We start from the raw sequence: 26,270 nt of genomic DNA on the forward strand, positions 1-26,270 counted from the left end.
GAGGCTACATAAGCGCCTCGACATAAATTCATTTATGATTTTGCTTTTTCGGGATGCTCCGAATAATATTTTCGACCAATATATGTTTGAAGAATTAGTAATGCACCGCTGACAGACCAGTAAAGAGGTAGAGCTGCCATAGAGGACATAGAAATAAAGACAATCATAATTGGCGAAATGTAAATAAACATTTTCATTTGCTTTTTTTGTTGCTCAGGTACAGTCCATAAAGATACACGTGCTTGTACTAAATAAACGATCCCTGCAATAATTGTCATAACAATGTCTGGTGAACCTAAGCTAAACCATAAAAACTCATGTGATTTCACATCGGCAGAATATAAAATTGAGAAGTAAAGACCCATAATGATTGGCATTTGAATTAACATTGGTAAACAACCCATATTCAATGGATTCACACCGTGTTTTGAGTACAATGCCATCATTTCTTGTTGATATTGCATTTGTTCTTCTTTTGTCTTTGCTTCCTTCATTTTTTTCTGAACAGCTTCCATTTCAGGTTTGAAGGCATCCATTTTCGATTTCATCAATTGTTGCTGACGATAGTTTTTCAACATAATCGGCATTAGGATTAAACGGATAAGGACCGTAATGGCGATAATCGCTAAACCATAGCTACCTGAAAAAATATCATTTCCGAAAAACTCCAGTAAAAATTCCATAGGTTTTACAAAAACACTATAGAAAAAGCCTTCTTTGTTCTCAACTGCTTGACAGCCGCTTAATACAAAAACAACAAGACCAAGCATTGATAATAGCTTCAAATTTTTCATTTTTCCACCTACTATTATTTTTCAACTAATGTGAAGTATACCTTATAGAGACTATCTTTATCAAATAGCAAGCGCTACTTATCAATTCTTCCTAGATGTTATTGTGAGTTTGTAACTATGGCGATCATTTCAAATAAAAAAGATGCGCGCTTTAGCATCGCTAATACGATCGCATCTTACAGTATGTTTCTATATTTAGCGCCAGTCATTCCATGTCCAAGATTATAATTATACGTTTTGCATCTCAGTCTCGTTCATTTCAAAACGATAAAATTCATGGTGTAACTCATCACGGAAATGTTTAGGCGTTACACCTGTGTATTTTTTAAAAATACGTGTAAAGTAGCTCTGATTACAAAAATGGAATTGGTCTGAGATTGACGTAATGCTTTTATTTGTATGACGTAAGTAATATTGTGATTCTTCTACTCGACGAACATTTAAATATTCAACCAATGTTATGCCCACATGTTCTCTAAAAATACGTGATAAGTGACTAGTACTAATATGGAAGTTATTCGCGATACTTTCTACCGTCAGATCATTTTCTAACTCATCATTTATATACATAATCACTTTGTTGACTGTCTGATGACGGAAAGTCGGTTGTTTTCTATCTGCGATAAAATAGACAAAGAAATCAATTAAATCATCAGCAAATTGCAAAAATTCAGCGTCTTTCATTTGGTTTTCAATCATATCATTACAAGCAATATTAAAAGCAAAGGCTTTCTTTGAAGGTACTTGATTGTCTAGCAATTTACGAGCAACAATCGACGCTAACACAGAAAAATAACCTCTCACAATTTTAATGACTTGCTTGCCAAAACGTATAGAAAGAATATCAATTAATTCATGCAAAGATTTTTTTGCCTTCGCAGATTCTAAATGATAAATTTCAAATATTAACTTTGACTCAATATTAAAAAATTCTTCTACACCGACATATTGGTTAATATTATCGATTTCTTGGAAGTATCTTTTTGATATCGTTTCGGACATAGAATGTTGATGTAGTTGCATAATCTTCCCCATCTTTCCTCAGAGTGCACGAATTACATTACAATATTTGACATCGAATTACAATTTCAAAATAAGAAAAAAGTATTTACTTATTTATCGTATGAATTGAGTCCTATTACACAATTATATATTGAATGTAGCTTAAAAATAACCCACCTTAAACACCATTATTAAAAAAAATATACTTTACAGTGAATTTTACCATATTCTGCGATTTCCTTTCAACCACATTTTGTACATCATTCTAGTTCTTATTTATCATATAAAGATAGTTGAAACCTTGTAAACTTATTAATAGACATTTAAATTTTACCATATACATAATAAAAATAATTAGTAATTAATTACTCTATAATGAATATTATGTAAGTGTTTTTCCTACTTTTTATTTTAGCAATCGACATATCTCTATTTTATTCCGAAATCTTCTCTATATAATTTATACGAATATGTAGTAAAATAGATGATAATACTATTTTTAAAAGTTAAAACGAGGTGCTAATAGTGGATCCAAAACAAATAGAAGAAATCATGGAGATTATTAAGGAGTTTTTCCCTGAGAATACTTCAATCGCAATTTCTGATACAAATGAATACTTGTACTACCAACCGAGCAAAAAGGTTGATTTAAAAATTAAGCCAGGTGATCCGATTAAAGAAGGTTCAGCTGCACATAAGGCTTTAAGCTATAATCAAAAAATCAGCACGTATATCGAACCTGATGTATTTGGTGTTGCTTACTATGGTATGAGTATCCCTTTAATGGAAGAAGGCGAAACAAAAGGTGCTATCACAGCCATCTTCCCGCAAAAGCCATCTGCATTTTTAACAAACTATATCACGATTAAAATCGATGATTGTTGGTATCCAATTAAGCATGATCAAGTCATTTATCTTGAAACACAGCTTCGTAAAACATTTGTTAAAACAATGGGACGAGAAGGCTATCACCGTTTAAATTTAAGTGATCTTGAGCTATTTTTAGCACCTGACTCATTTATTAGATGTCACCGTTCTTATATTGTAAACATTGATTACATTGATGAAATTCAACCAGATTCACACTCAACTTTCTTATTAATAATGAAAGATGGTACGCGTATCCCTGTTAGTCAACGTTACGCAAGTTATTTCCGTCGTTCTTTAGGCTTCTAATTTTCTCTAGTACAGCAAATATCTTCTTTAAGATAGCTTGCTGTACTTTTTTATTTAAAGCTGGAAACCTCAGCTCTACAATAAAACGTTTTCTCTGTCGAAAAATCAACCTTCCGCTCGTTTTTTCTTTGTTTACTTAATTTAATGCTAATTATAAAGTTTTTGTGACAAATTGGTGATAGTATTAATCAAATGGTTGGAGTCATACTACAACTGAATAAACAGAAAATTCATACAGGTTTTTTCTAGTTTTGTAATCGGTTTCCATCAAAATGATTTAGGGGAGGATTTTTTTATGGATGCAAATATTCAAAAACGCCTAGGTTTAAAAGAACTTGAAAGTAAAATTGTTACTGCTGAAGCAGCAGCAGCACTTATTTCTAACGGTGATGTAGTTGGTATGAGTGGTTTTACTCGCGCTGGGGATGCAAAAGTAGTTCCAATGGCATTAGTTGAACGTGCAAAAAATGAAGAATTTAAAATTGATGTATACACAGGCGCATCATTAGGTCCAGAAGTAGATAAATACTTAGCTGAAGCTGGTGCAATTCGTAAACGCGGACCATTCCAAGGAGACTCTGGTATCCGTAACTTAATTAACTCTGGCGATGTCCTATATGTAGACGCTCACCTTTCTCATAATGCTGAGTTAGTGCGTCAAGGAATTATCGGGCCAATTAAATATCTAATTCTTGAAGCAGTTGCTATTACAGAAGATGGTTATATTATCCCAACAAACTCTGTAGGTAACTCACCAATCTTTGCTCAATACGCAGAAAATATTATTATTGAGTTAAACATTTCTCATCCAGAAGCTTTAGTAGGTATCCATGATATTTATGTGCCTGGAGAACAAGGTAATCGTGAAGCAATTCCAATGACAGATGCTATGCAACGCATTGGTGAAATCGGTATCAAAGTTGATCCGGCTAAAATTAAAGCGATTGTTATTTCTGAAGAGCCAGATGCTCCTTCATTAATCGTACCACCAGATGAAGAAACACAAACAATGGCTAACATTCTATTAGACTTCTTCCGTGATGAAATTAAAGCGGGTCGTTTAACAAATCAATTAATGCCATTACAATCTGGCGTAGGTTCTGTTGCAAATGCTGTACTTGATGGCTTTGCAGATTCTGAATTCGAAGATTTAGTAGTTGCTTCAGAAGTGCTACAAGACGCTGTATTTAACTTAATCGACGCTGGTAAAGTTAAATTCGCAGCTGCTACTTCAATTACACTTACTGAAGAATTACAGAAAAAAGTATACGGCAATTTAGAAAAATATGCTGATAAAATTTGCTTACGTCCACAAGAAATATCTAACCACCCTGAGCTTATCCGTCGATTAGGATTAATTTCAATCAACACTGCTCTTGAGTTAGATATTTACGGTAACGTAAACTCAACTCACGTATCAGGTACTCGTATGATGAATGGTATCGGTGGTTCAGGAGACTTCGCACGTAATGCACGTCTTGGTATTTTCGTAACAAAATCTTATGCAAAAGGCGGAGCGATTTCTTCAATCGTACCAATGGTTTCTCACGTAGACCACACTGAGCATGATGTAGATGTAATCATCACTGAGCAAGGTATTGCTGACTTACGTGGTTTAGCACCAAAAGAACGTGTACCTTTAATTATTGAAAACTGTGCACACCCAGATTACAAGGAACAATTATGGGATTACTACAACCGTGCTATCGAAGCAACAGGTAACCAACAAACTCCTCATATTTTAGAAGAGGCTCTTTCTTGGCACGTAAACCTTGCGAAAAACAAAACAATGAAAAAAGAAATTGCTAAAGCTTAATATTATTCTTTATCGAATGTCTAATAAGTTCCACTTATTAGGCATTCTTTTTTTGTCGAAAATGGTATAATAAACCCACTATGTCGTAATTTGTAGTGGAGGAGTTATGAAAAAGTTTATCTATTTGATTATATTCTTTTCATTTTTTGACCTATTTACTCAGCTTCCTGTAATGAGTACATATGCAGAATCTTTAGGTGCATCTGCCTTTTTAACTGGCCTTGCCGTTGGTATGTATTCACTTTCTAATACGTTCGGAAATATTATTTCCGGTTTTTTAACCGATCGTAAGGGACCCTTTATCATTTTAATTATCGGTCTTTTAACAACAGGACTCTCGCTAACATTATATAATTTAGTAGAAGCACCACTTGCCCTATTAATAGTCCGCTTTATTCATGGACTAGTTGCTGGTTTTATTGTCCCTGCTGCTTTTACTTTTTTAGCTAATGCTACCGAGCAAGAGAAACGGGGCAAAGGCAGTGCGATTTCCGGAGCATTTGTAGGAATTGCAGCCATTATCGGCCCAGCTTTTAGTGGTATCCTAGCAAGTCGTACAAGTGTACCTTTTGTCTTTAATATTACTGCAAGTTTTATGCTACTGTTAGGTATCCTTTCTTTCTTTTTACTGAACTCTAATAAAGTAAAAAAAGAAAAGACTTCTTCTAAAACCTATATCCCAATTAGTGTATTTTTTAATAATGTAGGTACGTTAAAGGCTTTCACTGGCGCATTCTTTTTAATGTTTTCACAAGGTGTCATCGCCTATTTACTACCTTTAAAGGTTCAATCTTTAGGTTTTGATTCACGCTTAAGCGGTACTTTAATGAGTGCTTTCGGTATTGTTGCTGTACTTGTATTTATATTGCCGAGTAATCGCATTTTTGATAAAGTAGCTCCCGTTAAAACATTATCGCTTGGTATTGCTTTAATGGGCTTAAGTCAAATACTGATTAGTCAGGCTGATTCGAGTACGTTACTTTATATAGCAATGGCTTGTTACGGCATTGGCTTCGGTTTATTATTCCCGTCTGTGAATTCACTATTAATTGACTCTACGACTGTTGAAATCCGCGGAAAAGCATACGGTTATTTTTATGCCTTCTTTTCATTAGGAGTAGTGTTAGGCTCCTCATTACTCGGATGGTTATCACTTGGTGTAGTCAGCGGATTCATCTTCACAGGAATTGTGTTAATCACTTTCGCTGGTGTTACCCTTATTCCCAATAAAAAGGGGCTACCCCTTAATTCGCTATAAACAAACTATTGGATTACCTATTTCGTAAAAGCCCACTTCGCTTTCCGCGGGCGCAGAGTAAGCCGCTACAGCGCGGATTGCGGCTTCTTACGTTCTGTAATGTTCCCGCAGGAGTCTACGTGGGTTTTTAAATTCAGAATTGTTTAAGTGCCTGGCACTTTAAAAAACCTTCTCAAAGCTAAATGAGAAGGTTTTTTATTATTTTTCTTTTTCTTGTATTTCTTCATTGTAGAAATGAACACCTGTATGTCCTCCGCCTTCGGAAACCATCTCGTTTGAAGCTAGCTTTGTAGGCGCTGTCCCTGCTTCTGTTGCTACTTCAGCTGTTACACGTTCCGCAATTCTATCATCCATATTTACATTCGAAGTATTCAGAAAAGATTCAAGTTTGGATTTTGCACTGTTGAACATTTCACATGCTTTATCACGGTTTTCTTTTTTACTTAAATAAGATGCTGCAAATCCTGCTAATCCAGCAAGCACAACACCTGTTCCTTTACGCTTTGCCATAATAAATCCCTCCTAAAAATAATATAGAAACTAGCCTTATACTATAGCTATTCCCTATTCGAAGAGGACTAAACATTATTTTTTTGCTTGATATAGCATATCTAAATGTGGCAAGCTATCGTAAATATATGGCGCTGAGACTTGTTGAAAGCCAAAGGAACCATAAAAATTTTTTAAGTATTCCTGAGCCTGAATAAATATTTCAGAACCTGGCCATCGCTGCTCGATTGTTTCTAATGCTAATTGAATCATTTCTTTACCTAGCCCTGTCCCACGCATCTCCTGACTAGTAATAACTCGCCCAATTGAGGCCATTTCAAATTTTTCACCTGGAGGCAATATACGCGAATATGCGCATAATTTTCCATTCTCCACATATGATATATGTATAGAGTTTTGATCATGGTTATCCAAATCCTCATAGCATGTTTGTTGCTCAACTATAAAAACATTTACTCGTAGCTGAATAATTTTATACAGTTCTTCCGTCGTTAATTCATCGTACGTCTGTATTTTCCAAGACATTCGCAATCACTCTCCTACTCGTTATTATCACATAATTCTTAATATTTTTTCGTAATTCTTTATTATTTTGTACTTATATATGATTAGTACTGACAATATGAGGGAAATAATACAATAATACAAACGATAGGAGGATGTCTTTTATGAAAGATTTAGATTTAGTTTATGATTGGGTAGATATGGCTTCGTTAGTTGGAGGAGCAGGCTTCTTAACAGTACTTATTTACAGTGTCCTTTTTTTATAATATGTGCAATGAAAAATTTCTACATTCAACCTAAAAAGCAATCCGCATTATAGCTCGAAGCTATGTAGCAGATTGCTTTATTTTTTATTGTTTTACATCATCATAAGCATCCGATTTTTCAAATGCTGCGACTACATATGAACAAACAGCTACCATTTTATACTTATTTTCACGAGCGTAATCTGCAGCACGATCTAATAATTTTTTTGCTACCCCTTGACCACGAAGCTTATCTGAAACGTAGGTGTGATCCATGACCATTACTTGACCTTCCTGTTTCCATGTAATTTCCGCTAACTGTTCCCCATCCTGCTTATAAACAAAAGCCAGTTTGTTTTCCGTTACATTTTGTAATTGGAATTCCATTTCTCACCACTCCTTTTTTTTCATAGTACCATAGCTATTTGCATTTTTACAAAAATAGTAGATATCGTTTCGTATTCACGCACTGACGGAACATCATTTTGTTTATATAAAAAAAGACTATAAACAAGCCAAATATTTTTGACTTTGTCTACAGTCTGAAGCACTATTACCTTATGGCAGAGCGCTCTTTCATTTAGTTAAACCATGTTGAAATTGTATCCTTTAAATTTGCAAAGAAATTTTTCACGCTCGTCCAGAAGCCTTCATCTTCCATCAATGCGCCAAACTTCTCTTGCAATGTATTACTAATATCATTTAGTTGATCGGACCATTTACTAAAATCTATATCTAGGTTACTAATTTTGTCCATCAGGTCAACTAGTAGCTGACGATCTTTTTCGCTTAAATTTACTTCTAGCTTATCTAGCTGCTCTTGAACAATTTTTTCAACATCTTCACGTGTTTCTGGCTTTACTTCAGCTATTTGTTTTTTTATTTCTGTAAGTAATTCCGCAACCTTTGCATCATCTACACCAGCAGAATCAGCTAGTTTCGTTGCTACTGATAATTCTTCATTGGCAACGTCTGTACGGTCTATATCTAACGTTTCGCCTGTTGTTACCTCATAGGCTTTATAAATACCTACAAGCGCAGAGTGGCCTGTTACAGGCTTTGGTGCTGCTACTTGAACCGTAGCATCCTCAATACCTGCTGTCAGCATTGCATTTGCATACATTTCTGAAGTTACTTGTGTAATGTTTGATGGTGTGACAATTTCGATAACTAAGCCTTTTCCCGCATCCTTACGCGTAATTTTTGCAGAAGAATACATACGTGAGCTTGAATTACTATCTTTAATGTATTTAGCTAAGTCATTCCCTGAGACTGTTATTTCCTCAACTTCAGGATCTTCATTTACTTTTAACGATTTTTTTACAGATTCTTTTTCGGCTTCAGATAGGTTTGCGCCATATACGACAATTGGTACACCTAATTTTTCATCAATTGCTTTCGGTGGTGTATTGTCTGCTGCATATCCCGTTGTTGGTGCCAGCACACCAAACACTAGCATCGTTGCTACTAGTATTTTCCCCCATGTTTTTTTCAAATTGTGTGACCCCTTTCGCTAGAAAAATCATTTAGCCTGTATAATGTATGTCATTATACAATTATTAGTACGAAAAAATGACGAGAAGGTTTCAGGCATGTTTCTCGTCATTTCTATATATTTTTTAAAGAAATTAAATTTCTTCTGTCCAGCCATTTTGCTGTTTCACTTTACCGGCCTTCATAAGTGTACCAAGTGCACGTTTAAATGCTGCTTTACTCATATTAAACATTTCTTTAATTTCATCTGGTGAAGACTTATCACTAAATGGCATTTTACCACCGACATCTTGCAAGTAGCTTAAAATTTGCTGTGCATCTCCTGTGATGCGCTCGTGTTTTCGAGGTAAAAGAGACCCATTCATTGAGCCATCATCTTTTATATCAATAATACGTACATCTACATCTTGTCCAAGACGTGGTTCCTCATAGCGTTCTGTTTCATGCACGAAAATACGATATGGTTGATCTACCCCTAGTAAAAATGTGCCTACTGGTAATAAACGATATGGACGAGCTGTAATATTTTTATTGTGCATATCTTCAAATGCACCTTCGAATAGCTCCAAAATCTTTTCTTCCGTTACTAAACGACCAAATAAATCTCCATTTCGATCTGTTCGTAATGTCATAAATACATGGTCACCCGGTTCTGGCCATACTTCTTTAACAGCAGGTAAATCCTCTGCTTTGACAAGCACTTCACGCGAAGTACCAATATCTACAAAAGCACCTTCATGCTCTACAACACGAAGAACTCGAGCCCAGCCGTATTCGCCTTGTGCAAATGCTGGAATAGCAGTAGTAGCTGCTAAATCACCACGTCGATCCGCAAATAAAAACACTTCAAGACGATCCCCTACAGCTAGTGGTTCTGTTACCTCAGAAGCATTTAATGGCAGTTCAACTACCCCATTTGTTAAGATCCATTTCGATGCTTGTTGCTCTAACACTGTTAAAGTAACAACTTCACCTGATTTTAATTCGTTCATAATGTCTTCCTTTCCTTCATACCATCAATTTCGCAAAATATATAATTCCGTTCTTAATGCATATACTTCAAAGCAACGAGCACAAGTTTACACAATATTGGTCATATAAGCATCGTCTCTAACATGGAGAATAAATTATCCATAACAGTCGTCGTAACCCCCAAAGATGAATGTTCTATCTTATAGATTGTGCTGTTTTCTTGATGCTTCTAATTTTTTTGCGATGTCTGGATTTTCTTCCATTACTTGCACAAGTTCCGCAATACGATCAATTGAATTCCAACTCAAATGATGCTCTATTCCTTCTACATCATTGTAAATACGCTCTTCATCTACACCAATGATTCGCAAAAATTGTTCTAGCAGTTCATGTCGCTGCACAAGACGTTTCCCAAGTTGTTCTCCTCTTGGCGTCAATGTAAGTCCACGATATTTTTCATAAACTAAATAACCGTCTTTATCTAATTTTTGAACCATCTTAGTAACAGAAGAAGGAAGAACAGATAATGCTTCAGCAATGTCAGACACTCGAGCATACCCTTTATTAGCGATCAATAAATATATTTGTTCGATGTGGTCCTCCATACTAGGTGTTGGCATATCTTATTCCCTCTCTTTCCTATTCTTACTCTCTAGTTTACTACAAGCTTGCCTTAAAAGTTAACTGAAAATACATATCCAAGATAAACACTTCTTTGAAACATAAAAAAAGCCTACTTCACTATAGAAGTGGGCTCTTTTTAATGTCGAGGATACTTATTTACCACATGTAATGCATGAATAATTTCTCTGTTAATCAACTCGATATTTTCAGGAGTATTCAACACTTTAAATGCTTCATCTCGCGCTTCCATAGATGTAACATACTTACTAGCCAAAGCATTTAATGCAAGTGCCACTGTATCAAATTCGCAGTTTTGACATTTACAAAATGTTTGATATTCTGGTCCCCGAAGTAGAAAACTTACTAAACCACGCACAATTTCCTCTGTAACATTTACCAAAATAGGTTCTGACATATAAAACTTTCGCCTCATTTATAATGTATTGTTACATTTTTCCTCCATTAATAATATCGTTAATTTTAACGCTTTTCAAGAATCGCTAGTAGCATCTATACAACAATAATAAATAAACATTGGAACGATTAATTACCTACAGAGAAAAATGACACACATCTTTGTACCTATTATTTTCTCGTTTTAATAAGCCTTAAAGAATTGAAAACAACGAGTAATGTTGCACCCATATCTGCAAAAATGGCAATCCATAATGTTAACAACCCTGGGATAACGAGTAATAGGGCAATTAATTTTAAAGCTAGTGCAAATATAATGTTTTCTTTAATAATTCGTAATGTTTTTCTGCTTAAAGCTATCGTATACGGTAATTTTGTTAAATCGTCACCCATTAGTGCAATGTCAGCTGTCTCCAATGCGGCATCTGTACCTGCGCCACCCATTGCAATCCCTACATTAGCCGAAGCCAATGCTGGCGCATCATTTACACCATCTCCGACCATTGCGACAGCTCCGTATTTCGTACGTATTTCTTTAATAGCAGAGAGTTTTTCGGCTGGAAGTAATCCTGCTCTCACATCGCTCATTCCTAATGTAGAGGCAATTGCTTCGGCAGTTGATTTGGCATCTCCTGTTAGCATCACAGTATGCTTCACCTTTAAAGCACTTAACTTTTCTAGCACATTCTTACTTTCCGCACGCAATTGATCAGCAATGGCTATTAATCCTATAAACTTGCCATCACTAACAGCTGCTACTACTGTCTTACCCTGCTTTTGAAGTTTATTAACCTGTTCATTTATCGTATCATCAACTGTCGCTAACGATAAAATCCAATTCATACTACCCACGTAAACTTTCTGACCGTCTACCGTTGCATAAGCACCCTTACCAGTTACGGATTGAAAATCTGTTGGAACCAGCGCTGTCAGCTCTTTATCATGTAACGCCTTCAATATAGCTTTTGCTAATGGATGCTGAGATTGCTTTTCAACTGCTGCTACAAGCTGTAATACATCATTCTCTAGCAATCCCTTCTGTGTAACAATATCTGTTACGACAGGCGTTCCTTTTGTTAATGTCCCTGTTTTATCAAATGCAACTGCATCTATATGACCTAATTGCTCTAAATGGATACCACCTTTTATAAGAACGCCTTGTCTTGCAGCATTCCCGATAGCAGTTACGATTGCCACTGGTGTGGAAACAACAAGCGCACATGGGCAACCAACAACAAGAACTGCCAACCCTTGATAAATCCAGTGTTGCCAATCCCCAACAAATAAAGGTGGAACGATCGCTACAAGAAGCGCCACAAGCATGATTGCTGGTGTATAGTATTTAGCAAAACGATCTACAAATTGTTGTGATGGGGCCTTTTCTGCCTGCGCCTCTTCCACTAAATGAATAATCTTCGCAATCGTTGTATCCTCTACACGTTTCGTTACACGTACCTCTAATGCACCTTCCTCATTCAACGTTCCTGCAAATACCTCGTCACCGACTGATTTATTGACAGGAATTGATTCACCTGTAATGGCTGCCTGATTAACGGCAGATAACCCCGTGATTACAATGCCATCCATTGCAATTTTTTGACCAGGTTTCACCATTAAAATATCGCCAATTTCAATTTGTTCTGTTGCCAATTCCATCTCGTGGAAGTGCTCACCATGCGCTCGTTTAATAGTGGCAGTAGGCGGAGCAATATCCATTAGCTGACGAATTGATTGACGCGCCTTATCCATTGAATATGCTTCAAGTGCCTCACTCACTGCGAATAAAAAGACAACAACGGCCGCTTCTTCCCACTCACCAATTATTGCAGCACCAATTATTGCAATGGTCATAAGGGTTTTCATATCAAATTCTAATCGTGCAAGATTGCGGAAGCCTGTTTTAAAAATCTTTACCCCGCCAACAATAATCGCAATGATAAACATAGCAATCGTCAACAAGTCTTCTTCTCCACGAACAGAAGATAATAGATAACCAACTATAACGAATAGCAGTGAGACACTAGCTAATATGTTCTCCACTTTCTTATAAAAAGGAATTGTTGCTTCACTTGCTTTTGCCCCAGATTGTGAAACTTTAATGCCATCAAATGCCCCTGCTTCTTCTATTTGATCAACACTAACTGCTCCTACAATCATTATTTTAGAAGCCCCAAAGTTCACTTGTGCATCTTGAACGTCGGGAAGAGCTTTTACATTTTTTTCGAATTTAGCTGCACAGCTAGCACAGGATAAGTTTTGTAGACGATACTCTTGCTTACTTGGTATCACTGCCATTGGCAATCCCTTCTTTCGCATGTTCACAGGCAATCGTTACAATTTGGTATACATGCTCGTCGGCTAAAGCGTAATACATTTGCTTCCCCTTACGATGCGATTTCGCTAAACTATGTTCTTTTAAATATCGTAAATGATGCGATGCTGTCGCTACAGATGAACCTATTATTGTTGCAACATCACAAACACACAATTCATCCTCTACTGTTAAGGCATATGCTATTTTGAGTCTTGTTTCATCAGATAATGCCTTTAAAAATTTGGCTACACCTGATAAGTCTGGCATTTGTTGCTGTACCTTTGTGACCGCTTGTTCATTAATATGTGTCACTTCACATACTTCTTTTGTCATTTCCTCACCTCATTCAAATATTCGTTTGATTGTTTTTAATATAGCATAATATTCCATCATATTCAAACAGTCATTTGAATGTATATGATTACTATCACGAAAGTATAATAAATTGTTTGCGAATTGTTTGGGAATTGTTTGGGTGCCTGGCACCTCACTTAGATTTCTAACATAGTAGTGGCTCCTAAATCGTAAAAATCTACTCCGCTTTCCCTGGGCACGAGTAAGCTGCAACCCTCGCTAACGCGCGGATTGTTGCGACTTACGCTCTGTGCTTTCCGGCAGGAGTCTACGTGGATTTTTACTTAGGATGTTATATAAATTGTTTGGGTGCATGGCACCTTCTAAACAGGTACTTTCCGCTCAACAAAAAATCAGCGCATAAAAAACTTGCGCTGATTCTCTTATCTATTATTGCGATTTTAATAATACAGTTTTACCCTTAATATCTTCCTTTTTGACAAACGTTTCATGATAATTACCATTTGCCCAGTCCATTACTTGATCTTGATACCAATCCGATTTCACGTGACCGCTTTGGCCAGGTCCTACAATATGGTAAGCAGAGCTTAAATCACCTACATCAGCAACAAAACGCCATGATGCACCGTGATTAACGTTGCCTGCTAAATCATTATCGGCTGCCTGCACCGTCACCTTCGAGCCACCAACCGGAACCTTCTTAGCATTAAAGTATGCAGCAAGTATCGGCGAAGCACTGCCTAATGTATGATCAAACGTTAGTTGGTGGAAGTCACCCCATTGCCATTTCGATACATTTTTCCCGAACTGATTTTCAATTTGTGTAACAGTGCGCTCTAACGCCTCAAAAACTGTGGCATCTACACCACCTTGCTCTTCCATCCAAATACTTTTCTCCCCTGCATATGCTTTACGTAAAAGCTGATCAGTAATATTAAATTTACCGTACATCATTTTATACATATCTTCTGGCATCTGTTCTTTAAACAATACTTCTTGTAATTGCACCATTAACGTATGGAACACTAATGGAGCTCCTAAATCTTTGGCATCCACCATGTTCCAATCCTCTAACAAAGTAATCACTTCCGTATACTTCCCACCCTTATCCATCTTTTTAATAGACGATAATAAATCGGGTAAAAATTCACGTGCATATAGATTATGCTGATCCATTTGCAGATTCATCATATCCTCAACTGTTATTGAATCATTCGCTTCTAACACTTCCTTAATCCGTTCAAAGCGATAAGGCTGCGCCCAAAAATCAGTAATATGATATGGATATTCGTCGCCAATAACCTCATTATTTGCTGTTGCAATAAATCCTTCTTCTGGATTGACAACAGTCGGTAACTCATCCCAAGGAATAAAGCCTTCCCAGCCATAATCACTTGAGTCACCAGGTACTGGTAATTGTCCATCCCCTTGCTTTCGCAGTGGAATTTGGCCGTTAGCTTTATAAGCTATCGTGCCATCCTTAGATGCAAAAACAAAGTTTTGCGCGGGTGCTTTAAAATCTTCTAAAGCCTTCTCAAAGTCACTCCAAGATTTCGACTTATTAAAACCAAGCACCGCTCTTAATTCAGCAGTTGGTTGAAGTGCTGTCCACTGCATTGAAAATTGGGCTGAAGGCTCAGTTTCCTTAAACACTAAATCTGTCATAATTGGGCCATGGCGTGTAACAATTACTTCAAAGTCTACCGTTTCTCCATCCTTTACCTTTATTGACTCGTCACGTACCTCTGCTTGTTCCCACTCACCGTCATAGCGGAATTGTGTTGGATTATCTGGATTCGGAATTTCAATATATAAATCCTGTACATCAGGACCTACATTCGTTACCCCCCATGCAATTTCGTCGTTATGACCTAAAATAATCCCTGGAATTCCCGCAAATATTACACCACTTACATTTAGATCTGGTGATTGTAAATGCATTTGATACCAAATAGATGGTGTACTTAACCCTAAGTGAGGGTCATCAGCTAAAATTGGCTTTCCTGACTTTGTTTTATCGCCAGATACAACCCAGTTATTACTGCCATTAAATTCATTGGGCAATAACTCAGCATTAAACTGCCCTACCACAGACACTGGATTTTCTTTATTTGCCTCGATAATCGATGATGCATTTTCAGGATACGTAATAAATAATTCCTTTGCCTTTTCTTCATCAAAGTTTTGTAAAGCCCAATGGCGGAAGGCAAGCGTATTCCAATTTCCACCTAAATCATAGGCCATATATTTTCCAATTGTTAAAGAGTCTACAACAGTCCATTCTTCTGGCTCGTAACCTAGTAACGCAAATTCATAGCTTAGCGTATTCGTACTCTTCGCCTCTTCTATAAAGGCGTTTACGCCCTCTGCAAACCATTCAAGAACTTGCTTGCTATCTGAATCATACGCTGCTAATGATTTCTCAGCAGCATTACGAAGACTAAATGTACGAAAATGCTTATCTGTCTCAATCGTTGCCTCGCCAATGATTTCTGACAGGCGGCCACTAGCCTGCCTACGTGCTAAATCCATTTGAAACAGACGATCCTGCGCTTGTACATAGCCTTGTGCCCGATACAAATCCGCATCTGTCTCGGCAAATATATGAGGAACCCCTTTGTCATCCCTTGTCACGGTCACATCTTGATCGAGCATGCTAACAGCGAGCTCTCCATCAATAATCGGTTTTGATTTATTCATAAACCATGTAAAGACAATAACAGATGTTATTGCGACTACCACCAACACACCAGCGATTGCCAATAACCACTTTTTCCACTTCAACTTTCTCACCTTACAACCCCCTCTATAAGCAATATATTCTTTATTTGTCTTCTCAAATCCTTTTCTACACTCAGAATAACCTCAACTTTTATCGGATTTTGCTGTATTACGCACTTTTTTTCTACATCTATTCAAGTTATCTTTTTATACAAACAAAAAACCGTATTTCCTAATGGATAATACGGTTCACCAAAAGTGCCCACCTAAAGTGCCAGGCACTCAAACAATTCTCAAACAATTTCAAATAAAAAAAGGCTATATATTCAGTCGAAGTTCAATTGGGCAATGATCACTGCCCATTATATGTGGATGTATTGTAGCTACATCAATTTGTTCCTTTAAACGCTCAGACACAATAAAATAATCAATGCGCCATCCAATATTTCGTTCACGAACTTTATTCATATACGACCACCACGTATAATGATCGGTCACATCTGGATGCTTGTAGCGGAAAGAATCTACAAAGCCACTTGCTAATAAATCTGTCATTTTAGCTCGTTCTTCATATGTAAAACCTGAATTACCAATATTTGATTTTGCATTTTTTAAATCAATATCAGCATGTGCAACATTCAAATCTCCACAATAAATGACTGGTTTTTTAGCATCAAGTTCTTTTAAATACAACGCTAATCGATCCTCCCAGTCTAATCGAAAAGGTAATCTTGCTAGATCCCGTTGCGCATTTGGCGTATAAACATTTACCAAATAAAAGTTTTCATACTCTAATGTAATAATTCTTCCTTCATCCTGCGACTCCTCCTCACCAACACCGTAGTGCACAGAAAGAGGGGTATGCTTTGTAAAAATTGCTGTACCTGAATAACCTTTCTTCTGAGCGTAATTCCAATATTGCTCATAACCTTGTAATGCAAGCTCAACTTGACCTGCTTGGCATTTGGATTCCTGAATACAAAAGAAATCTGCATTTACACTATTAAAAAAATCTAAAAAACCTTTCCCCAAACAAGCTCGTATACCATTCACATTCCACGAAATAAATCTCATTCATTCCCACTCCTCAAAAAAACGCCCTTCGCCAAAGCGAAGAGCGGCATTGTTTTTATAGGTCGTCACCGACTATTTTCACTTCTGTTTCCAAATCAATATCATACTTTTCTTTCACAACTCGTTGTACCATTTTAATAGTTGCAATGTAGTCAGTAGCCGTAGCATTTCCTTTATTGACAATAAAACCGGCATGTTTTGTAGAAACTTCCGCTCCACCTACCCCTTTTCCTTGTAGGCCGCTATCCTGAATAAGCTTGCCTGCAAAGTGTCCTGGCGGGCGTTTAAAAACGCTACCAGCTGATGGATACTCTAATGGTTGCTTTGATTCACGTTGAAACGTTAAATCAGCAATTTTCGCATCAATTTCTGCCTGTACTCCTGGAGCTAATTGAAACTCAGAAGACAGTACATAATAACCCTTTTTGGCTATACTACTTTGACGGTAACCTAATTCTAGCTCTTCTTTTGATAAAATTAAAATTTCCCCTTCTTTTGTTAAAACTTTCGAAGAAATAATAATATCTTTTATTTCGCCACCATAAGCACCTGCATTCATGGCCATCGCTCCACCAATAGAGCCAGGAATACCACACGCAAATTCAAAACCTGTAAGAGATGCAGCAGCTGCAAGCTTTGATACATCTTTAATGAGTGCGCCACTTTGTGCATAGACATGCTCACCATTAATATGAATTTCATCTAAATGCGCGAATGTCACAACAATCCCACGCATGCCTCCATCTCGGACAACCATGTTAGATCCATTTCCTAACATTAATAATGGAATATTATTTAAATGTGCATAGCGAATAACGGCAATTGCTTCTTCCTCTGTTTCAGGAAGAACAAAAACATCCGCTTTACCACCTAATTTTGTCATTGTATATTGCTGTAATAATTCATCTAACTTAATATTGGCCGGATTTATGTTTTGTGCTAAATCCGCAGCCCATTGTTCTTTTGTCATGAGAGCTAATTCCTTTCTAACGTCCTTCTTACTCTACACTAGTATGGATTTAGAACCTCGATTTGACAAGTAAAATGAAGGGTATTTTTCGCGCTTTAACGGGCAGTTTATTGTCCTTTTCAGTTATACTCTGTATTTTCCCGAGCATCCGGGACTTTATAACTGCCCGATTTGTTCAACTAATCATCTAAGTAAAACGGCTTTCACTTGATGAAGTTTAAACTATAACGCGCTTTCACACTGACATTAACCGCTGAATTATCACAAATAATAGTTTTAAATACTAGAGCCAGTTAGTTGCCCATGATTCAATATTACGAATAGCACCTTCTAATGCTCGACCTTTATCCGTTAAAGAATATTCTACACGCACAGGCACCTCTGAAAATACTTTGCGCTCAACAAGCCCCTCTTTTTCAAGTTCCTTTAAACGTTCAGATAATAAACGGCCACTTACAGGCAATGCTGATTCAATTTCATTGAAACGCTGCGATCCGTCTAATAATTGATATAAAATTAGCCCAGTCCAGCGTTTTCCGATTAAATCCATTGCCTTAGCTAAACGAGGACATAAAGTTGTCTCATTCATATTTTTCACCTCTTATGTATTCTATTGTAACGATTAATTTAGTAAAAGTAAATTTAAAGTAACTTATTTACTTGACGTAATGTGTTTACTATTTTATATTTAATTACAAAAAGTAACTTATCTATTTGGAGGGTTTATTAGCAATGACATTTAAAATTGATGCAAATTTAGAGCTTGAGCATTTACATTTACTCGTACAGTCACTAGAAACCATGACTAGTTTTTATAAAAAACTTGGACTACAAGTCCTCAACCAAACAACATCGCAAGTGACATTTTCAATCCCAGGCAATACGAAGCCCATTTTAGTATTATCAGCAGAAGAAGGTGTAGCGATTCGTCCACCTCGTACGACTGGTTTATTCCACTTTGCTATTTTAGTTCCTTCCCGAGAGGATTTAGCATATGTGATTGGCAATTTATTAAACACAAGCGTATCTATAACAGGGGCTGGTGATCATATTTATTCAGAAGCCTTTTACTTAAACGATCCTGAAGGAAACGGTATAGAAATCTATCATGATCGCCCTCGTACTGAATGGATTAGCGATGGTCATGGTGGGCTTGTAACTGGCACAGAGGCAGTGGATATAGAAGGCGTGATGGCATTATATGACCGTCAGCGCCCTTGGACAGGTTTCCCTAAAGGAACAGTATTAGGTCACATCCATTTAAATGTGAGCGTTATAAATGAAGCAACGACTTACTTCTATATAGATGCACTTGGTTTTGATATTATGACTAACTTCCATGATAGCGCACTCTTCATTTCTGCAGGGGGTTATCACCATCATATTGCAGTAAATATATGGCAAGGGGTAGGTGCTCCCGTTCCACCAAAACAAACTACGGGTTTACTCAGCTACACTTTTTCCCTTTCTTCACCTGAAGAATTACAAAAGTTGCTGTCTAATTTAAAAGACAAGGAAATTCCATTTACATTCGACAATGAACAGTTAGTAGTTATAGATAACAATGAAGATGCAATGATTTTCTATGTTCGTTAATTATTTCAAATTATAATAAAACGAAAGATTTTCATTAAAAGTCATATCTTTATTAGGAAAATTGACGTCACGTTGCCATTCATGTTGCGATTTATTATAGAAGTACGTTAGGAAAATCAATAAAAGTTGATGATTGGAAAGAATGTAGATGGAGAATAATACACTTTCGGGATTTCATATCAGAGGCATTGAAATTATATCCAAAGAAATATACGTGGCATATCCCTAAACATTTACGTGAATTTAATATTTAACCTGGTGATAATGTTGTTGTTGGAAAAGTGAAGTCACCCTGTTTAGTAGCAGAAGTTTTTCGGGAAGAATTAGAAGACACAGGAAAATGATATAAAAGAATTATAGGGGTTTTGGAAAAAGTGCCAGTAAAAAATTAAGTAAATAAAAAAAGATTGAGAGTAGCAAAAGCTGTTCTCTTTTTGTTTTGATAGGGATTCATTTCTTATGTAAACAAAGTCGAAAAAATCGACTTTGTTTACAGTCTGGGATCGGACATAGTTTTTGCCCGGTTTTTCTTATACAAATATTATTTTCGAAACATTATAGCAACCGCTACTGAAGACAAACCTACTACAATAGCTATTGGAATCGAACGAGCAGTTAATTCAGCCGCTAAATAATTTGATTGAAGAACAATTATAAAACTAATCGATGAAATTATTAGTATAGTAAGCAAAAACCATTTAACTATCTGTTGAATCACTTTAAGAACCTACTTTCTATCAACTGAATAATGTTTTATAGCTGGTTTTCCTACACTACCGTAGTATGTTTTAGTCCATAACACACCATCCCAATTGGATCTGTGTTCTTGTATAATTTTTACTCTATGTGTGTGTCTTCCTTGCTTATAGTAAAAATCTCTACTAGAATAACCTGCGTCAGGACCCGATAAAACAACTTCTTCAGTTATTTTTTTGCTGCCCGATGCACTGAAACCGAAAGAAGATTTAACTTTTGGTAAAGCCTTACTCGGAATATCACTACTAAATGTGCCTGAAATAGTAGCTGATACTTCTGTTGAACTTTTATAAGACATACCTCTTGCAATACTCATAATAAAATATGGTCTTGATAACCAAGACCAGCTTTGAGTTATACCCTAATCATAAACTAAATACGTGTCATATTCCCTATAATTGTCGAGTGTTTTGATTTCATCTAAGTTCTCTTCTATGTAGTATCCAACTAATACTTCGTAAACTCCATCATAGTTTTCTGTTACGGGTTCCGAAAGTTCAATATAGTTATAACCATCTAGAGTGCTTCCTGTCAGAAACTCAATTTCATTATCTGGAATTTTGTTATCCATGAAATTTGTTTCTGCTTTAGCAATATTAAGTGATCCAAATACAGTGAACATCAAAGTTGTCGCAATAATTAAAGACCAAATTTTTCTCATAATTACTACCTCCCTTTTTTTTTTTTAAAATGTAACATGAGAATATTAAAAAAGTAATAATATTTTGTAAAGATTTTGTTACAGAATATTAGTAAAAGACACTATTTGTAGGAGGCCTATAATCGTTATTTTTGATTCGTTTTGATGTATTGACTGCTCGCTGAAATAGCTGCATCTAATAATTGATACATAATCACTTCTAATCGCGCGTGAGATACCTCTACACTCGACGTTGATATAACAGCGTTTCGAGCCGAATTCTGATGTTTACTTAGATGTTTAAAGTCCTTTTTAGATTGCCATTTCATACGCAGTTAGACGGTAAATACTACTTAAAATACTTTCAAAATTAGCATGCTGCAGATCAATGACACGACAACCACTATTCGTTTTCCTTAAATTATTTCCTTGATCTTTTTCATCGACTTCGGCACGTTTGCCTTTATGATTTTAAACGGCATCAGACAATGGGCTAAAAATAATAATGAACCCGAATTAACAGTGCCTGCTAAAATCGTAACCAAACGCTCGGATACATGGGGCGGATCAGGTAACTCAAGTGCCCATACTTCCTACTATATAACGTTCGAAGTACAGAGTGGGGATCGGTTAGAATTAAAACTCGATGGTCGAGAATATGGCATGCTTGCTGAGCATGACTTTGGTCTATTAACATTTCAAGGAACGCGTTTTAAAACATTTGAACGCCATAAAAAAGAGAGCTACGATTAATCATCGTGCTCTCCTTTTTTATGCAGTATTATTTAATCAAATATTTACCGAAGCCGCCTTCAGTATCACCAAGATACTCGATATTGCTACCTGCTGGGATTACTTTTTGAGCATCCTTCGCAGAATGGTAAATAACTTTTGTATTCGCTGGGAACGGTACGAATGACCAGTTGTTATCCGCAGCAGGATTAATTGTTTTGTTTACCATAATATAGTCAATTACTGCTTGACGATTTTCATAAGCATAGTTTGTTACGTTTGTGCCTTCTGCATTTTTAAACGTTGCTCCATAAGAACCACCAACACGGTAATTGTTTGTGATGATAATGAATTCTTGCTCTAAATCAATTGGCTTACCATTGTATTGTACATTTTTAATACGATTCGCTTTGTCATCTAAAGCCACTCCACGACGATCGTATTTTGCTGGTGATGTTACATCAATTTGATATGTTAAACCATCTAACACATCAAAATTGTAAGAACGCGCTTCCGCATCAATAATATTTTGTTCTTCAGTTTTATTTGGATCAATTGTTGCGTAAATACCAGCAGCCATTTCTAACCATTCGATAGCTTGTGCACCCGTTACTTTTATCGTTGCAACAGTATTATCGTAATGATAGATGTCTGCCATGTTTTTAATAGCAAGTGGACCTACAGGAATGTTTGTGAAGTCCGCAGGGTTGTTACGAGAGCCCGCTTTGAAAGGAGCACCAGCAGAAAGTATAGGTGTGTTTTCATCAGCAGTGCCTTTTAGTTCCTTTTCAATAAACCATTTTTGAGCTTGTGTTACGATTTGAATAGATGGATCATCTTGAACCATTGAGAAGTAGCTGTGAATAGGTGCAGTCGTTTCACCAACAGCTTGGCGAATATACGTTAATGTACCTTCATGTGCTTCTTTAATAGCGTTTAACACAGTTTGCGACGGTTGTAATCCTTCTTGCTTAATAGAACGGATTGAACCTTGTCCATTTACAACAACCCACTTAGAACCTTGTTGCTCTAATTTCAAATCAATTACGCCAAGGTGGCTACCATAGCTACCTGCCATGACAGTTGGAACACCATTAATTGTTCCTTTTTCTTGATCGACATTTTTAAGGTCTTTATAGTCCCCTGGGAATGTTAAATGTGAGTGACCTGTAATTAAAGCATCAATACCTTCAATTTCAGAAATTTGATAACCAACGTTTTCAGCACCTTTTACATTCGTATCTTCACCGATACCTGAATGTGAAAGTACTACGATGACATCTGCACCTGCTTTTTGCATTTCAGGTACAACTTCTTTAATTGCCTCTACAGGCTCTTGCATTTCAACTTTACCTTCTAGATGAATAGCATCCCATTCAACAATTTTAGTTGGTACAATACCTGTTACACCCACTTTTAGTGTATGTTTTTTACCTGTATTGTCCACAACCTCTTTATCGATAAGAACAAATGGTGTATACATATGTTCTTTTGTTTTTGCATCGTAAGTGTTCGCATTCACAACTGGATATTGTGCATCATTTAGTACTTCTGTTAAAAATTCTAAACCATAGTTGAATTCATGATTTCCTAAAGTGCCGCCATCATATTTTAGCGCATTTAGAGCAGCAATAGCTGGATGTGTTTCACCTGGTTTTAATACATTTTCTAGTGCTTTATAAGAACCTAGTGGTGTTCCTTGAATCAAATCTCCATTATCAAATAATAATGTATTAGGGTTTTCTGTACGCGCTTGCTCAATAAGTGAAGCAGTGTTTGCTAGTCCAACATCAGCAGATTTTGCATCTAAATAGTAGTTATAGTTTGCTAAGTTAGTATGAATATCAGTAGTACCTAAAATTTGAAGATCTACTGTTGTCGCATCAGATGTAGGTACTTTGTATTCAGTGACAAAACGTTCAACAATACTTTGCATTTGATCTGCTGTCACATAGTCACGCGGACGAATTGTATTATCTTCGTATCCTTGTAAAATATTCGCTGCTACAGCATTTGCTAAATCTTGCTTATGTGTCTCAGCAACTTGATCAGCATCTTTGAATTTGTCTAATTCACTAAGCGAAGCATTGTTTGTTACTAATCCACGGGCCGAAATAACAAATGCCTGTTGGCGAGTTAATTTATCATTTGGACCAAATAAAGTTGCCGTTTTACCTTTAATTAACTTTAGTTCTACCGCTTTTTCCACATAAGGTGCTAAATCCTTAGGGACATCCGTAAAACCAAGTGAAGACCCGTCACCAAGCTCGACATTCAAGCTTTCTACTAGTTCCTTCACGTAATCTCCACGTGTTACATCATTAGATGCAGCATTCGCTGAAAGGCCAAATGGTAATACAGCAAATAGAACAAGTAACACGGCTAACAATTTAGTTATTATTTTCTTATTCAAGCAATTCCCTCCCTATAAATATAATATTTTCCTTCGTTTTCTATTATATTATACTAATCATCAATTTAACTGAACACTTAGTCCTAATTGTATGTACTTTTTAACTAATAGCAGAACACTTTTTAAGTAAATCATATATTATTATCATTTCTTAATTATCGTTATTTATAGTATGTTATTTTATGTAAATGTTTAATAAATGCACAATACCAATATGTCAGACCTTTATACCTCTACCATACCTCTATAAAAACAAAAAAAAAATCCTCTCAATAATGAGAGGACTTTTAGTAAAAAAAAGTTACTTACGCTTTTACAGCTTGTAAAGATTTTGCTACTTCTTTAACAGCTTCTAGGCCGTTTGCAATAATTTCTTCTGCTTTATCTGGTGTAGCATTATGACCTTCAATGATCACTTCATTGATAATTTCCATACCGAATACGCCACCAACTACGTTTTTAATGTAGTTTACTGACATTTCCATAGGTTGTGCTTCTGGTGCTGAATAATAACCACCACGAGCATTTAGGATGACAGCTTTTTTATCCGTCATTAAGCTAACTAATTGACCGTTTTCATCATATTTGAAAGTGAAACCAGCTTGGTATACATAGTCAATGAAAGTTTGTAATGTAGCTGGGATTGTTAAGTTCCATAGTGGGAAAGCAAATACAACAACATCTGCTGCAGTTAATGCATCCATAGCTTTTTGTTTTGCAGCTAAAAGACGTGATTCGATATCAGATAATTCTTCACCGTTTTGAACTTTACCAAATGCGTTGAAAAGATCTTGACCGAAGTATGGCATATCTTCAGCATACACATCGAATGTTGTTACGTTTACATCTTGTACGCTTTCCATGAAAGTGTCATACATTTTTGTTGAAATTCCGTCTGGACGGTTGTTAGCTTTTACTACTAATACGTTCATTATATAAATCTCCCTTAAATATCTTAGTTTAATATCTCGAATTCAAGATATATACTTATAATAAAAAAATCAGGATAAAAAGTCAATGTTCCTAACCTAAGACTTTTGACTGAATAATTTTAGTATGAGCCCCAAACCGTTGCAACGTAATGGCGTCCAATTTTTTTCGAGCCTGCTTGAAAAACTCCTCTAACAACCTGAGACAGCAGCAGGGGCTTAAGTGCCACTATATTAAATTAAATTAAAATTCACAGCTCTCATCTGTACAGACACCTGCATCACCAGAGCCTTCCATTTTTAAAGCAGGTTGCAAACCTTCTTCCTCTGCTACTTTTCGTAATGTATTTTCAAACACTTCTTGAGGTTGTGCACCTGAAATACCGTATTTACGATTTAGCACAAAAAACGGAACACCTTTCACACCAAGTTGAAGCCCTTCTTGTATATCTGCTTCTACATCAGCTTTAAACTCATTGCTGTCTAGAACCTTTAGAACATCATCACGGTTTAGGCCTACTTGTTCTGCTATGCTTACTAACACATCATCATGACTAATACGCTTTGCTTCTATAAAATGGCCGTGTAACAGTGCCTCAACAAGTGCTGTAGCGTCCCCTTGCTGTTCAGCCCATTTCACAAGTCGATGTGCTTTTAATGTATTTTCTGTCTTCATTTTATCGAAGTTATAGTTTAAACCGACTTCTTTTGCGCGCGCAGTCACACCTTGCGTCATTTCTTTCGCTTTATCTAAAGTCATACTATATTTTTTTGCCAAAGATTCATAGACTGACTCATTCGTATCTTCTGGTGTTGTTGGATCAAGCTGATAGCTTTTATAAACAAGTTCCACCTGTCCCTCAAAGCCTGTATCCTGAATAGCCTTCTCTAATTGCTTTTTGCCAATATAGCAAAATGGACAAACATAATCTGACCAAATTTCAATTTTCATAATTAAACACGCTCCTTTTGCTACATTGTAACGACACCAGTTCCCTTGA

At 36.3% G+C, this 26,270-nt stretch carries 25 protein-coding genes; 5 read left to right on the plus strand and 20 right to left on the minus strand.

Translation table 11 applies throughout. The annotated features are described in order from the left end of the window. Window positions 1–32 precede the first annotated feature (32 nt). Complete coding sequence (gene yidC, locus ACIP9C_RS18645; RefSeq protein WP_401012997.1) at window positions 33–794, minus strand: membrane protein insertase YidC; 762 nt, start codon at window positions 792–794, stop codon at window positions 33–35. Window positions 795–1,022: 228 nt separating this feature from the next. Next, window positions 1,023–1,817 (minus strand): helix-turn-helix transcriptional regulator, encoded by a 795-nt coding sequence (locus tag ACIP9C_RS18650; protein WP_173479406.1) that lies wholly within the window; start codon window positions 1,815–1,817, stop codon window positions 1,023–1,025. Window positions 1,818–2,321: 504 nt separating this feature from the next. Between ACIP9C_RS18650 and ACIP9C_RS18655 the strand changes: the two genes are divergently transcribed. The 3 genes from ACIP9C_RS18655 to ACIP9C_RS18665 all read left to right on the plus strand — a co-directional run bounded on the left by ACIP9C_RS18655 (window position 2,322) and on the right by ACIP9C_RS18665 (window position 6,046). Further along, the gene (locus tag ACIP9C_RS18655; protein ID WP_173479405.1) at window positions 2,322–2,972 is read left to right on the plus strand and encodes a LytTR family DNA-binding domain-containing protein; all 651 of its coding nucleotides are present in this window, start codon (window positions 2,322–2,324) and stop codon (window positions 2,970–2,972) included. 295 nt (window positions 2,973–3,267) lie between these two features. Further along, complete coding sequence (scpC, locus tag ACIP9C_RS18660; protein ID WP_401013000.1) at window positions 3,268–4,788, plus strand: succinyl-CoA:acetate CoA-transferase ScpC; 1,521 nt, start codon at window positions 3,268–3,270, stop codon at window positions 4,786–4,788. 106 nt (window positions 4,789–4,894) lie between these two features. After that, a complete protein-coding gene (locus ACIP9C_RS18665) occupies window positions 4,895–6,046 on the plus strand; it encodes an MFS transporter (RefSeq protein WP_401013002.1) in 1,152 nt (383 codons plus the stop codon). A 198-nt stretch (window positions 6,047–6,244) separates the two neighbouring features. Here the strand turns inward: ACIP9C_RS18665 and ACIP9C_RS18670 are convergent, their stop codons facing one another. The 13 genes from ACIP9C_RS18670 to ACIP9C_RS18730 all read right to left on the minus strand — a co-directional run bounded on the left by ACIP9C_RS18670 (window position 6,245) and on the right by ACIP9C_RS18730 (window position 18,792). After that, a complete protein-coding gene (locus ACIP9C_RS18670) occupies window positions 6,245–6,556 on the minus strand; it encodes a hypothetical protein (protein ID WP_340822027.1) in 312 nt (103 codons plus the stop codon). 75 nt (window positions 6,557–6,631) lie between these two features. Further along, window positions 6,632–7,081: a GNAT family N-acetyltransferase gene (locus ACIP9C_RS18675; protein ID WP_401013004.1), complete on the minus strand. Its 450-nt coding sequence runs from the start codon at window positions 7,079–7,081 to the stop codon at window positions 6,632–6,634. A gap of 329 nt (window positions 7,082–7,410) precedes the next feature. Next, a complete protein-coding gene (locus tag ACIP9C_RS18680; protein ID WP_401013006.1) occupies window positions 7,411–7,692 on the minus strand; it encodes a GNAT family N-acetyltransferase in 282 nt (93 codons plus the stop codon). Window positions 7,693–7,885: 193 nt separating this feature from the next. Continuing rightward, on the minus strand, window positions 7,886–8,800 hold the full coding sequence (locus tag ACIP9C_RS18685) for a DUF1002 domain-containing protein (RefSeq protein WP_401013008.1): 915 nt from the start codon (window positions 8,798–8,800) through the stop codon (window positions 7,886–7,888). 133 nt (window positions 8,801–8,933) lie between these two features. Then, on the minus strand, window positions 8,934–9,791 hold the full coding sequence (locus tag ACIP9C_RS18690; RefSeq protein ID WP_401013010.1) for a CvfB family protein: 858 nt from the start codon (window positions 9,789–9,791) through the stop codon (window positions 8,934–8,936). 180 nt (window positions 9,792–9,971) lie between these two features. Then, complete coding sequence (mntR, locus tag ACIP9C_RS18695) at window positions 9,972–10,391, minus strand: transcriptional regulator MntR (protein ID WP_173479397.1); 420 nt, start codon at window positions 10,389–10,391, stop codon at window positions 9,972–9,974. A 140-nt stretch (window positions 10,392–10,531) separates the two neighbouring features. Beyond that, window positions 10,532–10,810 carry a late competence development ComFB family protein gene (locus ACIP9C_RS18700; protein ID WP_401013012.1) on the minus strand — a complete coding sequence of 93 codons (279 nt, stop codon included), beginning with the start codon at window positions 10,808–10,810 and terminating at the stop codon, window positions 10,532–10,534. 170 nt (window positions 10,811–10,980) lie between these two features. Then, window positions 10,981–13,104, minus strand: a complete 2,124-nt coding sequence (locus tag ACIP9C_RS18705) for a heavy metal translocating P-type ATPase (RefSeq protein ID WP_401013014.1) — start codon at window positions 13,102–13,104, stop codon at window positions 10,981–10,983. Then, complete coding sequence (locus tag ACIP9C_RS18710; RefSeq protein WP_401013016.1) at window positions 13,085–13,456, minus strand: ArsR/SmtB family transcription factor; 372 nt, start codon at window positions 13,454–13,456, stop codon at window positions 13,085–13,087. The genes ACIP9C_RS18705 and ACIP9C_RS18710 overlap by 20 nt, the downstream gene beginning before the upstream one ends. A gap of 411 nt (window positions 13,457–13,867) precedes the next feature. Beyond that, window positions 13,868–16,231, minus strand: coding sequence for a penicillin acylase family protein (locus ACIP9C_RS18715; protein ID WP_401013018.1), 2,364 nt, complete (start codon window positions 16,229–16,231; stop codon window positions 13,868–13,870). A gap of 246 nt (window positions 16,232–16,477) precedes the next feature. Beyond that, window positions 16,478–17,233: an exodeoxyribonuclease III gene (locus ACIP9C_RS18720; protein ID WP_401013020.1), complete on the minus strand. Its 756-nt coding sequence runs from the start codon at window positions 17,231–17,233 to the stop codon at window positions 16,478–16,480. Window positions 17,234–17,288: 55 nt separating this feature from the next. Then, complete coding sequence (murB, locus tag ACIP9C_RS18725) at window positions 17,289–18,203, minus strand: UDP-N-acetylmuramate dehydrogenase (RefSeq protein WP_401013022.1); 915 nt, start codon at window positions 18,201–18,203, stop codon at window positions 17,289–17,291. A 283-nt stretch (window positions 18,204–18,486) separates the two neighbouring features. Further along, the gene (locus ACIP9C_RS18730) at window positions 18,487–18,792 is read right to left on the minus strand and encodes a winged helix-turn-helix transcriptional regulator (RefSeq protein ID WP_173479393.1); all 306 of its coding nucleotides are present in this window, start codon (window positions 18,790–18,792) and stop codon (window positions 18,487–18,489) included. A 143-nt stretch (window positions 18,793–18,935) separates the two neighbouring features. Between ACIP9C_RS18730 and ACIP9C_RS18735 the strand changes: the two genes are divergently transcribed. Further along, on the plus strand, window positions 18,936–19,799 hold the full coding sequence (locus tag ACIP9C_RS18735; protein WP_401013024.1) for a VOC family protein: 864 nt from the start codon (window positions 18,936–18,938) through the stop codon (window positions 19,797–19,799). A gap of 727 nt (window positions 19,800–20,526) precedes the next feature. On the opposite strand, the gene ACIP9C_RS18740 is transcribed toward ACIP9C_RS18735, so the two are convergent. Continuing rightward, entirely contained in the window at window positions 20,527–20,871 is a 345-nt protein-coding gene (locus ACIP9C_RS18740; RefSeq protein WP_401013026.1) for a hypothetical protein, read from the minus strand. A 45-nt stretch (window positions 20,872–20,916) separates the two neighbouring features. Continuing rightward, window positions 20,917–21,216, minus strand: a complete 300-nt coding sequence (locus ACIP9C_RS18745; RefSeq protein ID WP_401013028.1) for a hypothetical protein — start codon at window positions 21,214–21,216, stop codon at window positions 20,917–20,919. 408 nt (window positions 21,217–21,624) lie between these two features. On the opposite strand from ACIP9C_RS18745, the gene ACIP9C_RS18750 reads away from it, so the two are divergent. After that, window positions 21,625–21,948 (plus strand): DUF2500 domain-containing protein, encoded by a 324-nt coding sequence (locus tag ACIP9C_RS18750; RefSeq protein WP_401013030.1) that lies wholly within the window; start codon window positions 21,625–21,627, stop codon window positions 21,946–21,948. Between the two features lie 28 nt (window positions 21,949–21,976). On the opposite strand, the gene ACIP9C_RS18755 is transcribed toward ACIP9C_RS18750, so the two are convergent. From ACIP9C_RS18755 to ACIP9C_RS18765, 3 genes are all read right to left on the minus strand, one after another. Further along, window positions 21,977–24,340: a bifunctional 2',3'-cyclic-nucleotide 2'-phosphodiesterase/3'-nucleotidase gene (locus tag ACIP9C_RS18755; protein WP_401013032.1), complete on the minus strand. Its 2,364-nt coding sequence runs from the start codon at window positions 24,338–24,340 to the stop codon at window positions 21,977–21,979. 305 nt (window positions 24,341–24,645) lie between these two features. After that, window positions 24,646–25,272: an FMN-dependent NADH-azoreductase gene (locus ACIP9C_RS18760; protein WP_401013034.1), complete on the minus strand. Its 627-nt coding sequence runs from the start codon at window positions 25,270–25,272 to the stop codon at window positions 24,646–24,648. 241 nt (window positions 25,273–25,513) lie between these two features. Beyond that, window positions 25,514–26,221, minus strand: a complete 708-nt coding sequence (locus ACIP9C_RS18765; protein WP_401013036.1) for a DsbA family oxidoreductase — start codon at window positions 26,219–26,221, stop codon at window positions 25,514–25,516. Window positions 26,222–26,270 lie beyond the last annotated feature (49 nt).

Origin of the sequence: Lysinibacillus sp. NPDC093210, assembly GCF_044753985.1 — a bacterium.
Taxonomy (GTDB): domain Bacteria; phylum Bacillota; class Bacilli; order Bacillales_A; family Planococcaceae; genus Lysinibacillus.

Bases quoted from the DNA above. Each gene is read 5' to 3' on its own strand.
- yidC (WP_401012997.1), bottom strand. From the start codon at position 794: ATGAAAAATTTGAAGCTATTATCAATGCTTGGTCTTGTTGTTTTTGTA.
- ACIP9C_RS18650 (WP_173479406.1), bottom strand. From the start codon at position 1,817: ATGCAACTACATCAACATTCTATGTCCGAAACGATATCAAAAAGATAC.
- scpC (WP_401013000.1), top strand. From the start codon at position 3,268: ATGGATGCAAATATTCAAAAACGCCTAGGTTTAAAAGAACTTGAAAGT.
- ACIP9C_RS18665 (WP_401013002.1), top strand. From the start codon at position 4,895: ATGAAAAAGTTTATCTATTTGATTATATTCTTTTCATTTTTTGACCTA.
- ACIP9C_RS18670 (WP_340822027.1), bottom strand. From the start codon at position 6,556: ATGGCAAAGCGTAAAGGAACAGGTGTTGTGCTTGCTGGATTAGCAGGA.
- ACIP9C_RS18675 (WP_401013004.1), bottom strand. From the start codon at position 7,081: ATGTCTTGGAAAATACAGACGTACGATGAATTAACGACGGAAGAACTG.
- ACIP9C_RS18680 (WP_401013006.1), bottom strand. From the start codon at position 7,692: ATGGAATTCCAATTACAAAATGTAACGGAAAACAAACTGGCTTTTGTT.
- ACIP9C_RS18690 (WP_401013010.1), bottom strand. From the start codon at position 9,791: ATGAACGAATTAAAATCAGGTGAAGTTGTTACTTTAACAGTGTTAGAG.
- mntR (WP_173479397.1), bottom strand. From the start codon at position 10,391: ATGCCAACACCTAGTATGGAGGACCACATCGAACAAATATATTTATTG.
- ACIP9C_RS18700 (WP_401013012.1), bottom strand. From the start codon at position 10,810: ATGTCAGAACCTATTTTGGTAAATGTTACAGAGGAAATTGTGCGTGGT.
- ACIP9C_RS18705 (WP_401013014.1), bottom strand. From the start codon at position 13,104: ATGGCAGTGATACCAAGTAAGCAAGAGTATCGTCTACAAAACTTATCC.
- ACIP9C_RS18710 (WP_401013016.1), bottom strand. From the start codon at position 13,456: ATGACAAAAGAAGTATGTGAAGTGACACATATTAATGAACAAGCGGTC.
- ACIP9C_RS18720 (WP_401013020.1), bottom strand. From the start codon at position 17,233: ATGAGATTTATTTCGTGGAATGTGAATGGTATACGAGCTTGTTTGGGG.
- murB (WP_401013022.1), bottom strand. From the start codon at position 18,203: ATGACAAAAGAACAATGGGCTGCGGATTTAGCACAAAACATAAATCCG.
- ACIP9C_RS18730 (WP_173479393.1), bottom strand. From the start codon at position 18,792: ATGAATGAGACAACTTTATGTCCTCGTTTAGCTAAGGCAATGGATTTA.
- ACIP9C_RS18735 (WP_401013024.1), top strand. From the start codon at position 18,936: ATGACATTTAAAATTGATGCAAATTTAGAGCTTGAGCATTTACATTTA.
- ACIP9C_RS18740 (WP_401013026.1), bottom strand. From the start codon at position 20,871: ATGAGTATTGCAAGAGGTATGTCTTATAAAAGTTCAACAGAAGTATCA.
- ACIP9C_RS18745 (WP_401013028.1), bottom strand. From the start codon at position 21,216: ATGAGAAAAATTTGGTCTTTAATTATTGCGACAACTTTGATGTTCACT.
- ACIP9C_RS18760 (WP_401013034.1), bottom strand. From the start codon at position 25,272: ATGAACGTATTAGTAGTAAAAGCTAACAACCGTCCAGACGGAATTTCA.
- ACIP9C_RS18765 (WP_401013036.1), bottom strand. From the start codon at position 26,221: ATGAAAATTGAAATTTGGTCAGATTATGTTTGTCCATTTTGCTATATT.